This window comes from Geobacillus genomosp. 3, from assembly GCF_000445995.2.
GTDB lineage: Bacteria > Bacillota > Bacilli > Bacillales > Anoxybacillaceae > Geobacillus.
Map to the genome: position 1 here is coordinate 337,375 of NC_022080.4, position 14,150 is coordinate 351,524.

At 52.5% G+C, this 14,150-nt stretch carries 12 protein-coding genes; 8 read left to right on the forward strand and 4 right to left on the reverse strand.

The genetic code is table 11. The annotated features are described in order from the left end of the window. The first annotated feature begins 2 nt into the window (after window positions 1-2). Both M493_RS01790 and M493_RS01795 read left to right on the forward strand, forming a co-directional pair. On the forward strand, window positions 3-536 hold the full coding sequence (locus M493_RS01790) for a hypothetical protein (RefSeq protein WP_020958558.1): 534 nt from the start codon (window positions 3-5) through the stop codon (window positions 534-536). Beyond that, window positions 533-2,149: a carbon starvation protein A gene (locus tag M493_RS01795; protein ID WP_020958559.1), complete on the forward strand. Its 1,617-nt coding sequence runs from the start codon at window positions 533-535 to the stop codon at window positions 2,147-2,149. Before M493_RS01790 ends, M493_RS01795 begins: the two co-directional genes overlap by 4 nt. Window positions 2,150-2,475: 326 nt before the next feature. On the opposite strand, the gene sstT is transcribed toward M493_RS01795, so the two are convergent. The 3 genes from sstT to M493_RS01810 form a co-directional block, all read right to left on the reverse strand. Continuing rightward, on the reverse strand, window positions 2,476-3,738 hold the full coding sequence (gene sstT, locus M493_RS01800) for a serine/threonine transporter SstT (RefSeq protein WP_020958561.1): 1,263 nt from the start codon (window positions 3,736-3,738) through the stop codon (window positions 2,476-2,478). A 144-nt stretch (window positions 3,739-3,882) separates the two neighbouring features. Further along, the gene (locus M493_RS01805; RefSeq protein ID WP_020958562.1) at window positions 3,883-4,179 is read right to left on the reverse strand and encodes a zeta toxin family protein; all 297 of its coding nucleotides are present in this window, start codon (window positions 4,177-4,179) and stop codon (window positions 3,883-3,885) included. A 472-nt stretch (window positions 4,180-4,651) separates the two neighbouring features. Then, window positions 4,652-5,413, reverse strand: coding sequence for a sporulation protein (locus M493_RS01810; protein WP_020958563.1), 762 nt, complete (start codon window positions 5,411-5,413; stop codon window positions 4,652-4,654). A gap of 169 nt (window positions 5,414-5,582) precedes the next feature. Here M493_RS01810 and M493_RS01815 point away from each other — a divergent pair, with 169 nt between their 5' ends. Further along, a complete protein-coding gene (locus M493_RS01815; protein WP_020958564.1) occupies window positions 5,583-5,984 on the forward strand; it encodes a (deoxy)nucleoside triphosphate pyrophosphohydrolase in 402 nt (133 codons plus the stop codon). A gap of 109 nt (window positions 5,985-6,093) precedes the next feature. Here M493_RS01815 and M493_RS01820 read toward each other — a convergent pair whose 3' ends face one another. Then, window positions 6,094-7,263: a Gfo/Idh/MocA family protein gene (locus tag M493_RS01820; protein WP_020958565.1), complete on the reverse strand. Its 1,170-nt coding sequence runs from the start codon at window positions 7,261-7,263 to the stop codon at window positions 6,094-6,096. Between the two features lie 290 nt (window positions 7,264-7,553). On the opposite strand from M493_RS01820, the gene M493_RS01825 reads away from it, so the two are divergent. From M493_RS01825 to M493_RS01845, 5 genes are all read left to right on the forward strand, one after another. Continuing rightward, window positions 7,554-8,597: a sugar phosphate nucleotidyltransferase gene (locus M493_RS01825; RefSeq protein WP_020958566.1), complete on the forward strand. Its 1,044-nt coding sequence runs from the start codon at window positions 7,554-7,556 to the stop codon at window positions 8,595-8,597. Beyond that, the gene (locus M493_RS01830) at window positions 8,594-9,781 is read left to right on the forward strand and encodes a glycosyltransferase family 4 protein (protein ID WP_020958567.1); all 1,188 of its coding nucleotides are present in this window, start codon (window positions 8,594-8,596) and stop codon (window positions 9,779-9,781) included. The genes M493_RS01825 and M493_RS01830 overlap by 4 nt, the downstream gene beginning before the upstream one ends. Next, window positions 9,762-10,877 carry a hypothetical protein gene (locus M493_RS01835; RefSeq protein WP_020958568.1) on the forward strand — a complete coding sequence of 372 codons (1,116 nt, stop codon included), beginning with the start codon at window positions 9,762-9,764 and terminating at the stop codon, window positions 10,875-10,877. The genes M493_RS01830 and M493_RS01835 overlap by 20 nt, the downstream gene beginning before the upstream one ends. Further along, window positions 10,828-12,237 (forward strand): phosphomannomutase/phosphoglucomutase, encoded by a 1,410-nt coding sequence (locus tag M493_RS01840; RefSeq protein ID WP_020958569.1) that lies wholly within the window; start codon window positions 10,828-10,830, stop codon window positions 12,235-12,237. Before M493_RS01835 ends, M493_RS01840 begins: the two co-directional genes overlap by 50 nt. 159 nt (window positions 12,238-12,396) lie before the next feature. Beyond that, window positions 12,397-14,079 (forward strand): LuxR family transcriptional regulator, encoded by a 1,683-nt coding sequence (locus tag M493_RS01845; RefSeq protein ID WP_051391555.1) that lies wholly within the window; start codon window positions 12,397-12,399, stop codon window positions 14,077-14,079. Window positions 14,080-14,150: the final 71 nt, after the last annotated feature.

The following is a 14,150-nucleotide window of genomic DNA, read 5'->3' on the forward strand; positions in this document are numbered from 1 at the left end:
GGATGGTGGGAGATCGGTTGACTCGTTTTGCCCATGAGTTGGCTAACAAATTCACCTTATATTTTGATGTATACCGCGACGAACAACCAGGCGATTTCCCCCTTTCGTTTATTGCCCATTACAAACGGAGAGACGAACGGTATATGGTGATGAAAAAGATTAAAGTGTACGGCGTAGAAAACCAACAGCTTGTGTTTGCCGCTGTCGCAAATGAGCCCGTCTCGCTGGAGTTTGTCAGACGATTTCAAGATGTCATCGATCAACATAAACAGCGGTTTATTCAAGAAGATGCGGAACATATGTCTACGATTGTGCTCGGTCTTATTGTTGCGGAGGGCGCGCTCGATAAAGCGGTTTTGAAGGAGGTGAGGAAGTTTCGAAAAGTAAAATTTTTAAAATTCGGTTGGCATGGGTGGGTTGAAACATATGTAGCCATCCTCCATCCCGATCAAAAAACCGTGCATATCCACCCGAAAGGAAGGTCGTTCGTTAAGTCGATCGAAACTTTAATGAGGGAGGATAAAATCAGCCTATGAGCGCGGTGACGTTATTGCTGATTTCGGCTATTGCCTTTATCGTTGCTTATTTTACGTATGGCAAGTATCTGGACCGGAAGCTCGGGGTCGATCCAAACCGGCCGACGCCGGCGGTGGAGATGGCGGATGGAAAGGACTATGTTTCCACCAACCGGCCGGTTTTGCTTGGTCATCATTTCGCCACGATTGCAGGCGGCGGCCCGATTGTCGGTCCGATTTCTGCAGCGGTATTCGGTTGGATTCCGGCGGTGCTATGGATTGTGCTAGGAAGTATTTTCTTTGGCGGGGTGCACGACTACGCCTCATTGCAAGCATCGATTCGCCATAAAGCGCAGTCGATCGGGGCAGTAATTAAAGGGTATATCGGCAAGCGCGGCCAAACATTGTTTTTATCATTCTCCACGGCGACCATTATTTTGATTGTCGGTGTGTTTATCGTGCTGGTTGCCGATACGTTTGCGAACGTCCCGGAGGCGGCGACTGCTTCTGTCCTTTTTATTTTCGTTGCGATGCTGTTCGGCTTTTTCGTTAACCAAATGCGCGTTAATTTCGTGTTGGCGAGCGTCATTGGCGTCATTGTCATGTTTGTCTGCGTGTGGACCGGCATGATTTTCCCTATTAAAATGAGCGCTACGTTTTGGGTGTTTTTCTTGATCGCTTATTCTTATATAGCATCCGTGTTGCCGGTTTGGCTGCTGCTGCAACCGCGGGATTATTTAAATTCGTATTTGTTGTACGGTATGATGCTCGGCGGGTTTATCGGTGTTCTTTTCGCGAATCCGACACTTCAGCTTGCCGGGTTTACCGGTTTTTACAATGAGAAGTTGGGTCCATTGTTCCCGATTCTCTTTATTACGATCGCTTGCGGTGCGATTTCCGGCTTCCACTCCCTTGTAGCGAGCGGTACAACAGCCAAACAGCTCGACAACGAACGAAGCGGCCGCTTCATTGCTTATGGAGGAATGTTGATTGAAGGGTTTTTGGCGGTGATTGTAGTCTGCTCTGTGGCGTATTTGACGACGGAGCAGTTCACGCAGCGGCTCACTGAGTTGGGTGGCCCGATTCCGGCATTCTCTGCAGGTCTTGGTTATTTTATGGGTCATTTTGGCATCCCGGAAACAGTGGGCACGACGTTTGTCGCATTGGCTGCCTCCGCATTTCTCATGACGACGCTCGATTCGGCGACCCGGCTTGGCAGATACGGTGTTCAGGAGCTTGCGGAAGGAAGATCGAAAGCTTTTGCCAACCCGCATGTCGCAACAGGAGTGGTTGTTGTCGGTGCAGCGGCGTTGGCGCTTTCCGGAACGTGGAGTGATTTATGGCCGCTGTTCGGTTCCGCCAATCAAATGCTTGGTGCGTTAGCGTTGCTGGCGGTAAGCGTATGGCTTGTGAAAAGAGGGACGAAGTCGTGGTTTACGATTATCCCGATGGTATTTATGTTTATTGTGACGCTTTCCGCTTTGTTGGTTTTCATGAGAACGAATTTCCTGGGCGGCAACATTTTCCTTGCAGTCTGCGGATTTATCTTGTTTGTCCTATGCATCTTCCTTGTCATTGAGGCGTACCGTTCATTTACTAAACCGAAAGATACAGATACGACGGTGAAGGTGTAAAAGGCGGAAGGTCATAACAAGATTGGTGAAACATCCCCTTTCAGCAGACTTTTGTTTAGTGAAAGGGGATGTTGTTGCGTGATGCGGTGGTTGTTAGGGAGCGCATTGGACTTTCTTCATGCAATCCCCTAATATCCCGTTCACAAAGAGCATAATATTCCCTTCTTCTGTTGTCATGCGTTTTGGCTGACGCCAACCGAAATTCATCTCCCACCTACTCACTCCGTTGCACCTTTCACGTTTCTTGAGGTGGGAGACTTTTTTGGAAATCCGCTAAAAATAACAAAGCTTCTCACATGTCTTCATCAAGTAAAACAAGAAGGATTTTAGTTGCCACCCGCTCGTTTTGCATGAAATTCAGCTTCGATGATGACGGTAGTTTTTTCTTTGCGTCTCTTCGCATATTCCGCTGTTGCGGTGAAAAGAACATCGGAAGAGGAGTTCAGGGCCGTTTCACATGAATCTTGCAACACGCCAATGATAAAACCAACCCCTACTACTTGCATGGCAATATCATTTGGGATGCCAAACAAACTGCATGCCAACGGGATAAGGAGAAGCGAGCCGCCCGCGACGCCGGATGCCCCTGCAGCAGCGATGGTGGAAAGAATGCTAAGAATCAGCGCTGTACCTAGATCGACTTCAATCCCCAATGTGTGAACCGCAGCAAGCGTCAACACGGAAATCGTAACGGCGGCGCCAGCCATATTAATCGTTGCGCCGAGAGGGATCGAGACCGAATACGTATCTTTGTTTAATCCGAGTTTTTCAGCCAAATTCATATTGACCGGAATGTTTGCGGCCGAGCTGCGCGTAAAGAAGGCGGTCATTCCGCTTTCCCGAATGCATCTCCAAACGAGCGGGTACGGATTTTGGCGAATGTTCACAAAGACAATCAGCGGATTCATGACGAATGCCACGAAAAACATCGTCCCAAGAAGAACGGCCAATAACTTTCCGTACTCGATGAAAGCGGAAAGCCCGTTGGTGACCATCGCGTCAAAAACAAGCCCCATGATTCCGATAGGTGCCAAATTGATGACCCATGTGACAATGTTTGAAATGGCGTCAGAAAAACTGGCGATGACGTTTTTGACCGTCTCCGGTGCAGGTCTTAATGCGATACCAAGCAGCACCGCCCAAGTCAGGATGCCGATATAATTCGCATTGATCAGTGCATGAATAGGGTTATCAACAATATTAAGCAACAATGACTGAAGTACCTCTGTTATGCCGCTAGGGGGAGAGATATCTTTCGCCCCTTCAGCTAAAGATAAATGAACCGGAAAGATGAAGCTGGCCACGACGGCGGTAAGACCGGCTAAGAACGTGCTGGCCCCGTATAGGACAAGAATGTGTTGGATATTTGTTTTTTGCCCGCTTTGATGGCGGGAAATGGCGGAGATCACGAGAAAGAACACCAATACGGGTGCGACGGCCTTTAGAGCGCTGACAAACAAGGAGCCAAAAATGGACACCCATTTTGTTGATTCCGGGACGGCCATGGCGAGGACAATCCCGATGATGATACCGACAAGGATACGTTTGACAAGGCTAAGCTGATTCCACCTTACAATGAGTTGCTTCATAACGTTCCTCCTGACAATCATGGATGGTCGTATAAGAATGAAATTCACCGTACATACACAAGTGTTTTCTAGCGGTGAACAAACACTATTTTAACATGAATATTAGTAATTAACGAATAGATTGTTATATGCGAATAGTTTAAATTATCCAAACATTCGAGCCAGCTTTTTCTCAATGATGGCTTTCCGCACTGTGGTCTTCCCAGAGGCAGTTCCTCCGCCAATGAGAATGGCTATCGGTTTTTTTCCTTTTTGAGGAGAAGAGGCCTGGTTCACGATCGTATTGACAATGCTCATATGCAAGGCGTGTCGCTGGGGATGATATTTCCCATCTTTAATCGAATACATTTCCTTTGTGCTCTTGGCTTCCGGGCGATTCCGTTGCCGTTTTTGTACGAATGCCTGCGTTACGCTGCATAGTGTTTTGATGATTTTTATCATTTTTGTCCCCCTCCCAAAGGCATCTCCCGCTTTTGGCGGTGAAAAGGGATATGGCTGCTAAGTGCGGGGGATGTTCCTTTGTTCGTACTAAATTGTATGCGTAAAAGAGAAGGGGGATCGCAATAGTTCCAAATTGGACAAGCGGGTAAAGCGCGCCCATTGTATACCGTTGGTGTTGAGTTCAAGAGAACTCGTGTCTGGGATGGTTGAACAAAGCGAGACTTTAATCGCGATGGGGCTGGCACCGGTTGCAAAGCAAAAAGCTCACTGAACTCAAGCCATATGAATCAAAATAAACAAAAGGAGTGTGTGGTGCAATTTGAAATTGTAGTAATGCGGTTTTTACAGAACAGTTGGGTCAACTGCACGGAAAATAGACAAGCTGCTGGATATGTTCAACTTTTTCACTGCATCCGTATAGCACATAGTACAAAAGGGCCGAGTGGCCCCTTCGTTTTTTGCCTCTTTTAGCTCAGCTATGCCGACCAATCGCATTCGCCAACCGTTGTGGCAATGAAGCGACATCGCTCGGCCCATAGGTGAACCGGACAAGCGTTTCGTCCATATCAAGCGCTTCGGAAAGCAATCCAGCAAATCCGCGCGCTTTCCGGTCGATTTCTAATATGACCTCAACCCCGTGCTCGGAAACGAAGAAAATGGCTTCCAGTTCGTCAAGTCGGCCTTTGAACGGTCCGCTTACCGGCTTGAATTCAAACTCTTGGACAAACGGCAGCCGCCGTTGCCAATAGCGCGGCGCTTGTTCGCATTGTACATGGCGGAGGCGGAAGCCTAACTGACGGACTGCCTCAAGAAACGCCTCGACGAGCGGATGCGGCTCGATGGCAAGATAGTCGCGGTCTTGCGGGTCGAGCGCCATTTTAATGTCAAGGCCGGTTTGCAGCCATACACGCGACGTGCCGACCGTGACCGGCACATCGTACGGCAAGGCGAATTGAAACGGGATCGTCTTTGTTTCATTCGGTCCGATTGTCAGCGAGTCGCTCACTTTGTAGCGCGCCAGCACGGCTTTTTCTTCGAATTTCTTATCATCGATTTCGCGGATGTACGTTGTGACTAGTGCCAAATAAATTTCATCGATATGCTGTTCGACGTTGCCGCCACGAATGTCGACAACCCCCTCGACGGTTTCCCCCTGGACGTATTGTGCTTTTGTCAGTTTCGTATCGACTGTGGCAGATCCGATGCCGATGGAGCTTAATAGTTTTTTGAACAATAGGTTCTCCCCCTTTTTGGTTATGTTTCGTCTCGTTTGGGAATACGCGGTTCCTAGTAAAAAGGTTCCATTTTTGTTATAACATAATGTTCGGAGGGGTTCCACTATTTTGGAAAACAAAGAGGTTTTTGCTAAAATGGCGCATATGGATGAGAAGGGCGGGTTGTGAATGAAACGGGTCATTCACGTCGTCGGGGCAGCCATCTTCAATGAACAAAGGGATGTGTTATGCGCGTTGCGTGCGCCAAATATGTCGCTTCCAAACGTGTGGGAGTTTCCCGGCGGCAAGGTGGAGAAAGGGGAAAGTCCGGAAGCAGCCTTAGTTCGGGAAATTCGCGAGGAGCTTGGCTGCACCGTTTCAGTTGGCAAGCTGCTGGCTGATGTGTTTCACGAGTACGAACATGCCGTGATTCATTTGCGCACATACGAAGCTCACCTGACCGATGGGGTGCCGCGGGCGCGGGAGCATGCCGAACTCCGATGGGTGCCGCTCTCTCAGCTTCGTGACCTAGCATGGGCGCCGGCTGACCTCCCCACCGTTGAAGCGCTGCTAGAAAAGGGTCGTTCATAGGCAGGCAAGGCATCGAGTGGGGGATGGGGCAACGGTTGTATTCAACGAACAAGCCTGTTGGCGGCTGCCCTCCCAGCAGTCCCAACAGGCTTGTTTTCTTGCCCGCTGTCTAGCGGACGCGCGACGGTTCATCCGCGGCGGTGCACGCTTCGGCCAAGGCGAGGTCGGCGGCGGCGTCTTCTGCCGTCACAAGGCCGCGCTCATTTTGGTTTTCGATCAAGCGGCAAAAGTCAAGAAAGCGCGCTTGAGCGATTGCCTCATACCAGCCATGGCGGTCTGAGAGTGTGATCGTGCGCTCATATGGGATGCGCGGGGCGGCCGGCGATGCAACAGGCGGTGCCAGGCGGTCGGCAGCATGCCTCATTGGTTCGATGGCGTCGGCGTATGGCTGTTTCGGAATGGCATCAAGCAAGGCGTCAATATATGCCGCTTCATCGGCCGAGACGAGGCCGGAGACGGACAGCTGCATCGGAATCCAGCCGTCAAGCACGATGCGGCCGCGTTTCGTATGAATGTGCCAGTGCGTTGATTCAGGAGCGGTCGGGTCCATTGTAAAGCCGTGATAATAGTGGACCGGGACGAGCCGGCCGTTGTTTTCATGAATCACCGTGGCGCCGACGCGCGGCCGTGTGCCGTTCTGTTCGTGCAAGGCGAACCCTTGCGCCTTGGCGGCTTCACCGAACCAGTGGCGGCCGACTTCGAAAAAGTGAACGCCATGCTCAATGAAAATGCCGCCGCTTTGCCGTTCATCCCAAAACCAATGGCCGTTTGCCACGCGGTGAACGGCGTTGTGCAAGCTTGCGTAATCGACGTCTCCGAGCGATGAATGACGAATAAGCTGGCAGATGGCTTCTATGAGCGGATGGTAGCGCAAGACGAGATTGACAGCCAACGCCCGCCTGCGGTTTTCGGCCAGTTCGATGTTGGCTCGAAGCGTCTCGGCGGTGAGGCCGCCCGGTTTTTCAAGCAACACATGTTTCCCTGTTTCGAGCGCCCGCTTGGCAAGCGGGGCGTGCAAGTGCGGTGGGGTAGTGAGAATAACGATATCAAGATGTGGATCGTTTATCAGTTCTTCGGCTTGACGATATTCCCGCACGCCGTCAATTTGCGGATTGCGGGAATGGTAGGCGGCAATAACGCGCCGGCGCTTTTCATCCGTTCGCCCGGCGACAGCGGTGAGATGAAAGGAAGGAAGCGGGGCGAGCGCGGCGGCTAAAAATTCAGCAAACGCACCGGCGCCGGCGATACCGACACGGTAACAGAAAGATGAAGAAATCATGGCGTATTCTCCTCCTCCCTTACATATATATATAGCATTACCAATCTCCATTATACCGCAAAGATAAGAGAGGGGAGGAGTTCGGGCTCCTAAACTTGTAAACAATTGATGATTCATCGACACCATCCGACAATCATTTCGCTTGCGTAAGAGAAGGAATATTATGTATATTATTATTAGCAACCATCACAACCGAGTGCTAGCAATCTATGAACTACTTTCATTTTCTCGCTCATCCATCAAGAATTGTGTCTAGTTTTGTAAAAAAAAACGTATGGAGGGATGACGAAATGAAGGCATTGTTGCTGGCAGGAGGATTAGGCACACGTCTTCGTCCATTGACCGAGAATATCCCCAAACCGATGGCCCCGATTGCGAACCGGCCATGGCTTGAGCACCTCATCGTTCATCTTCGCGACCAAGGAGTCAACGAATTTGTCATCGCTGCCCATCATTGTTCAGAAGTGATCCGCCGTTATTTCGGCGACGGGAAGGAGCTGAACGTCAACATTACATACGCGCTTGAACCGTTCCCGCTCGGAACGGCCGGGGCGATTAAAAATGCCGAACGTTGGCTTGACGAACGGTTCCTCGTGTTTAACGCCGATATTGTGCATTTGCCGCAATTGGTTCCTCTGCTTGATTTCCACCGCCAGCATGGCGGCCTTGCGACCATTGTGTTAACAGAGGTTGACGACCCCTCTTCCTATGGCGTCGTGGAACAAGACGACCGTGGGCAAATTTTACGCTTTATTGAGAAACCGCGCCGTGAGGAAGCGCCGTCCAACCGGATCAATGCCGGCATGTATATTTTGGAGCCGGACGTGATGCGCTACATTCCGGCTGAGCAGGAAGTATCGATTGAACGCGAAACGTTCCCGCTTCTTATTGAGAAGAACGCCGGTGTCTATGGCACTGTCAGCAGCGGCTATTGGCGCGACATGGGTACGCCGGCCCGTTACCGCCAAGTGCATTGGGATGTGTTGAGCCGGGAATTTCCGCTGCCGATCAAAGGGCGCGAGATTCAGCCGGGCGTGTTTGTTGGAGAAAATGTCAAGGTTAGTTCGGGTGTACTGTTTGTACCTCCTGTGCTAATTGGAAATAATGTAAAAATCGGCCATCAAACAGTCATCGGCCCGTATGCCGTTATCGGTGACCATTGTCAAATCGGTGCCCGCGTCCATTGCGCGCAGACAATTGTCTGGGATCGCTCCCTCATTCGTGATCGCAGCCGGTTGCAAAACAGTATTTTCGGCTACCGGACGGTGACGACAGCTGGAGAAGTATTCGAAGGTTTGATTATCAATCAGTTTAAGGAGGCGGTGCAAGCATGACCCGAATTGCGTACGTCAGTACATATCCGCCGCGCAAGTGCGGATTAGCCACGTTTACGGAACATCTTCGCCAAAGCATTGATAGTGTTCGCGGATCGTCAGAGGGCGACCGGGTGATTGTCCTGTATAACGAAAACGATGGTGATGATGTCTATCGCGGCAACCCGGCATATTGGCCGCTTCCGGCGCAACAGCGCGCCGCTTATACAGAGATGGCGAAACGGGTGAATGAAAGTGAGATTGATGTTGTTGTGTTGCAACACGAATTTGGTATTTTCGGTGGCGAGGCCGGTGAATACATTCTCGATTTCATCGCGGCGCTCGAAAAGCCGCTCGTGACGACGTTCCATACGGTGTTTGCCGACCCCATGCCGCCGTATCGCCCGATTCAGGAGAAGATCGCGGCGGCGAGCGATGCGATCATCGTCATGAACCGGCAGGCGATTCCGTATTTGGTCAAAGCGTTTGGCTTGTCGGAAAAGAAAATCGTCTATATCCCGCACGGCGCTCCAGGACCAAGCCCCGAGAACCGCGAATGGCTGCGGCGCCGTCTTGGATTTAGCGGGCGCAAAGTGATGTTCACCTTTGGGCTGTTAAGCCGCGGCAAAGGGATTGAGTCAGTGCTCGCCGCGCTGCCGGGCGTCATCCGCCGCGTGCCGGAAACGTTGTATGTCATCGCTGGCCAGACGCATCCAGAGGTGAAAAAGCGGGAAGGCGAGGCATATCGCGAGGAGTTAAAAGCGCTGATTCACCGATTGGGGCTCGATGGCCATGTCCGCATGGAGGATCGGTATTTCAGCGAGGAAGAGTTGATTGATTATTTGACGGCGTGCGATTTGTACGTCACCCCGTACCCCGGCATGCAGCAAATTACAAGCGGCACGCTCGCCTATGCAGTCGGCGTCGGCCGTCCGGTCATTTCGACGCCGTATGAGCATGCGCGCGATTTGTTGCAGGGCTGCGGGGAGTTGCTGTTGCCGTATGGCGACACCGCCCGATGGGAAGAACGGCTTGGGCAGCTGTTGGCCGATGAGGCGGCGTTAAAACGTTGGGAAGAAACCGTACGCCAAATCGGGGTGAACACGCATTGGCCGCGCGTCGGCGAACAGCATATCGCCTTGTTTGCGCGCGTGTGCGCCGCGAAACGCGGGGAGGTGAAGGCGGTTGACTTTGTCAGTCATTAAGTTCGACCATCTCGAGCGCATGACTGACGACACCGGGCTGCTCGAGCATAGCCTCGGTCGCATTCCACGGCGGCGCGAAGGGTATTCGACCGACGACAACGCCCGCGCCATATGGGGGTGTCTCGAGTGGCTGGCATTGCTCGATGATCAAGAAACAAGGGAGCGGCTGTATCGTCTGCTTGACCGGTATTTAGCCTTTTTGCTGTGGGCGCAAAACGATGATGGGACGTTCCATAACAACTTTTTCTTCGATCGGACGAAAGAGGAAGAGACGCCGTCAGACGACTGCTTTGGGCGGTCGTTTTGGGCGTCGGCGATAGCGTATATACAATTGGAAGACCTGGCACGGTGTGAGGCGGCCGCGGACATGCTGAGGCGGGCGCTGCCAGCGGCATGGGAGCTTCGCTCGCTGCGCGGCGTCGCTTGGGGACTGGCGACGTGCAGCGTTTTGCTCAAAGAGGAGAGAGCGCCCGGCATCGATAAGGAAGAGTTGACTGCGTTGGCGGAGCGGTTTGAGCGGAGGCTGCTTGCGGCCTACGAGACGCACGCGGACGCCGACTGGCGTTGGTACGAGCCGGAGCTGACCTATGGAAACGGGGTGCTGCCATGGGCGCTTTGGACGGCGTACCGGCGCATGCCAAGGCAAGAGGTCAGGAAGGCGGCGGAAGAAAGTCTCAACTTTTTGATCGAGAAGATGAGCGGACCGGCGGGCGTCATTCGCCCGGTCGGCAACCGCGGCTGGTGCAGCCGTCGCTACCGCGCCGATTGGGATCAGCAGCCGCTCGATGTGATGAAGCTCGCCCTGGCGGCGCGCGAGGCGTATTGGGCGACGGAAGAGAAGCGGTATCGTGACGTTGTCCGTCGTTGCCTTGCATGGTTTTATGGAAACAATGATGGCCGCGTTCCATTGGCTGACCAAAGCGATGGCAGCTGTTGCGATGGGCTTGGTCCAAACGGCCCGAACCCGAATCGGGGGGCAGAGTCGACGTTATCCTACTTATTAACGGCAGCAATTGCTCAGTCGATTTCGGTGGAGGTGGTTATGGATGAGCTTTTCAGCAATGAAACAATTCGCATGGCCAGCACACATGTTTAAAGAATACGATATTCGCGGGCGCGCCGGCGAGGAGCTTGACGAGCCGTTTGCGTATTGGCTCGGACGGGCTTTTGCCGACATGATGCAAAAGGAAGGGGAAAAGAGGGCGGTTGTCGCCCATGACAATCGCTTGTCGTCGCCGGCGTTGCATCGGTCGTTAAAGGACGGTTTGCTCGATGGCGGGTGCGATGTTGTGGACATTGGGCTGTCGACGACGCCGATGTTCTATTATAGTCTGCACTATACGCATATCCCATGCGGTATGATCGTAACCGCCAGCCATAATCCAGGCGATGAGAACGGGTTTAAAATCGCCATGGGAAAAACGACGATTTACGGTGAGCGCATTCAAGCGCTGCGGCGCGCGATGGAGCGTCTTGCAAAAGAGCAACCGCGGCCTAAGACGCCGCGGGGACGGGAGGAAATGCTGAGCTTTGTTCCGGCGTATAAGGACATGCTGGCGGAAAAAATTAAACTTGGCCCGCGGAAGCTGAAAGTGGTTGTCGACTGCGGCAACGGCACCCCGTCGATCATAGCGCCGGACGTGCTGAAGGCATGGGGATGTGACGTCATTCCGCTTTACTGCGAATCCGATCCGACGTTCCCGAATCACCACCCGGATCCGGTCGTGCCGGAAAACTTGGTTGATTTGATTGAAACGGTGCGCAAGGAGCGGGCCGATCTCGGTTTGGCGTTTGACGGTGACGGCGACCGGATTGGCGTTGTGGATGAAACCGGTGCGATCCGTTGGGGCGATCAGCTTATGATTTTGTTCTGGCGTGAGATTCTCAAGCATCACCCGGGGGCCGAGGCGCCGGTTGAAGTCAAATGCTCGCAGGCGCTTGTTGAAGAAATTGAGCGGCTTGGCGGGAAACCGTTCTTCCATCGCACCGGCCACTCGCACGTCAAAGCGACGCTGCGCCGCAACCCGACGATTCCATTTGCCGGCGAAATGTCGGGTCATTTGTTCTTCAATGATGAATTTTATGGCTATGACGACGCGTTGTACGCCGCCGGCCGGCTGCTTCGGCTATTGTCGCACGATGTGCGCCCGCTGTCGGCGTGGTTCGCCGACGTGCCGCAGTACGCCGCGACACCGGAGACGCGCGTCGCTTGCCCGGAAGAGAAAAAAGCGGCCGCCATTGCCAGAGTAAAAGAGAAATTTGCCGGCCGTTTCCCTGTTGTTGATGTGGATGGCGCCCGCATTCAGTTTCCAGACGGCTGGGGATTGGTGCGGCCTTCGAATACACAGCCGATTCTCGTCTTGCGCGCCGAAGCGAGGACGGAAGAAACATTGGCGCAAATCAAGCAGCAGCTGGCTGATTGTTTGCGCACGCTCGAGTTGTCGGTCGACTGGTAATAAATATGGCAAAACCATAAACAAGCTAGGTGTTGACAGCCGTTTCCCCGGCGCCGGCCGCCCGTTTCACTGCGGGGGCTGCGCCGGGTTGTTTTGCCATAGGGGGTTGAAACTTGATTTCTTGCAGTGCGTTTGTCCATAATAGGTAAGGATAAAAAAATGTGTTTTAGGAGAGTTGAGGGCAAATTGACGATCAATAAACTATTGCAATATGTCCAAGACGCATATGCGGCATTAACGGAGTTAAGCATGATTATCGTGGATCATGACGGCAATCCGGTCACAAAAGTATCGAACATCACCGAGCTGGCGGAGCTCGTTTTATTTGTCGCGAAAAAGGGATCCCTATCGTTTTTTTGCCCTCGGGAGCCGGCGGTTGACGGGTGGCAGCGGCCGGTTGTTGTTCCCGTTGGGCATTTAGGAGTGAAAAGCATCATTGCCCCTGTGGTTGTCGATGGAAAGGCAGAATATTGGATTTGGGCGGGTGCGTTTGTTGAGGAAGAAACGAAATGGTTGATTTGCGAACAGCCACTTTCCGATGCCCGCGAGTGGGCGTCAGCCATTGAACAGGCGAACGCACTGCCGGCTTGGGCGGTCGAGGCTAAGCTCGGCGAAATCGAAAAGATGGCAGCCATATGCGGAGAATTGATCTGCAGTGAGCGCCGTAAGCAGAAATACAATGAGTACGGACAGCTACTTAAAGCGGCGGTAACCGATCGTTCTGCCCTAAATGGCGTAGATAAGCTGCTTCACCAGCTGCGCAAGATGGACGAACGCCTCGATATGGCGTTGTATATCGGAAAGCACCGGCAAGGATGGCTGGTGACGGCAACGAGCGGTGAAAAAGCCGGACAGCTATACGGCAAAGCGGTCGACGAACTGTTTCCGCCGCTTTCCTCCCCCGAGATGTCGCGCTATCCTGCCTATTTTCAAGATGCTGCACTAGATCCGCGTTTTTCGTTTTTGGTTCGTCATGGCATCCGCCCGAAGGCGATGGTCGTGTATCCGGCGATGTATGAAGAAAAACTGGAAGGGTGGGTGATTGTTGGAAGTGAGACCGCTTCCTCCCTGCCAGACACGATCAAGCCGCTTGGCGCCGTGCTTGTTCAACATTGGCATTTGCTTGCCAAATGTGAGACTGCTAATATGAAAATGAACCGTCATTTCATGCGTTTGGCGATGCTAATGGAAATTGGCCGGGCGATGCGTGTGGTGCAAAAAGAAGAAGAAATCGTCCGTATGATGGCCGAATTCGCGATCGAGCTTGCCTACGGCGACTTCGTTTGCGCCATATGGTGCGGAGATGGCAAGGCCGTCACCGTTCATGAAGGGGAAATTTCCGCCAAGATGTTGTCTTGTTACCGGGATGACGTGCTCCGCCGCTATAGCCGGGGTATTGCACAGTCGGCGAAAAGCCACGTTCCCACATTGCGTCAAGTAGGAGACAAAACAGTGATGGAAGTGCCGTTTTTTTCCCGCGACGGCCACTTTGGCGTTCTTGCCGTCCATTTAAAGGAAACGGACGAAGCGAAAGAGGCGGAAGTGTACATGACAGCGCTAGTGTCTGTTGGAATGATGATGATGAATAGCGCGGCTCAAGCCAAGGACGGACAGACGGCTAATGTTCAAATGTTGTCCGAACAGTTGACGGCTCGGGAGATGGATGTGTTGGAACTGCTCGTCCAAGGCTGCAGCAACCGCGAAATTTCAGAACGGCTGTTCATTAGTGTTCATACAGTGAAAAATCATATCACGAATATTTTTCAAAAGATCGGAGTCAATGACCGTTCACAGCTTATTGCTCTTGTGTATCAGTTAAGTCACCGTCGGCAGCGTCATTAGGGAGCATCATCGGACGATAGGATCCATGATGTTCCTTTTTTAACATTTTGCTGTATTCGAAAACGATCATA

Bases quoted from the DNA above. Each gene is read 5' to 3' on its own strand.
- M493_RS01830 (WP_020958567.1), top strand. From the start codon at position 8,594: ATGACCCGAATTGCGTACGTCAGTACATATCCGCCGCGCAAGTGCGGA.
- sstT (WP_020958561.1), bottom strand. From the start codon at position 3,738: ATGAAGCAACTCATTGTAAGGTGGAATCAGCTTAGCCTTGTCAAACGT.
- M493_RS01805 (WP_020958562.1), bottom strand. From the start codon at position 4,179: ATGATAAAAATCATCAAAACACTATGCAGCGTAACGCAGGCATTCGTA.
- M493_RS01820 (WP_020958565.1), bottom strand. From the start codon at position 7,263: ATGATTTCTTCATCTTTCTGTTACCGTGTCGGTATCGCCGGCGCCGGT.
- M493_RS01840 (WP_020958569.1), top strand. From the start codon at position 10,828: ATGAGCTTTTCAGCAATGAAACAATTCGCATGGCCAGCACACATGTTT.
- M493_RS01845 (WP_051391555.1), top strand. From the start codon at position 12,397: ATGTGTTTTAGGAGAGTTGAGGGCAAATTGACGATCAATAAACTATTG.
- M493_RS01790 (WP_020958558.1), top strand. From the start codon at position 3: ATGGTGGGAGATCGGTTGACTCGTTTTGCCCATGAGTTGGCTAACAAA.
- M493_RS01815 (WP_020958564.1), top strand. From the start codon at position 5,583: ATGAAACGGGTCATTCACGTCGTCGGGGCAGCCATCTTCAATGAACAA.
- M493_RS01825 (WP_020958566.1), top strand. From the start codon at position 7,554: ATGAAGGCATTGTTGCTGGCAGGAGGATTAGGCACACGTCTTCGTCCA.
- M493_RS01795 (WP_020958559.1), top strand. From the start codon at position 533: ATGAGCGCGGTGACGTTATTGCTGATTTCGGCTATTGCCTTTATCGTT.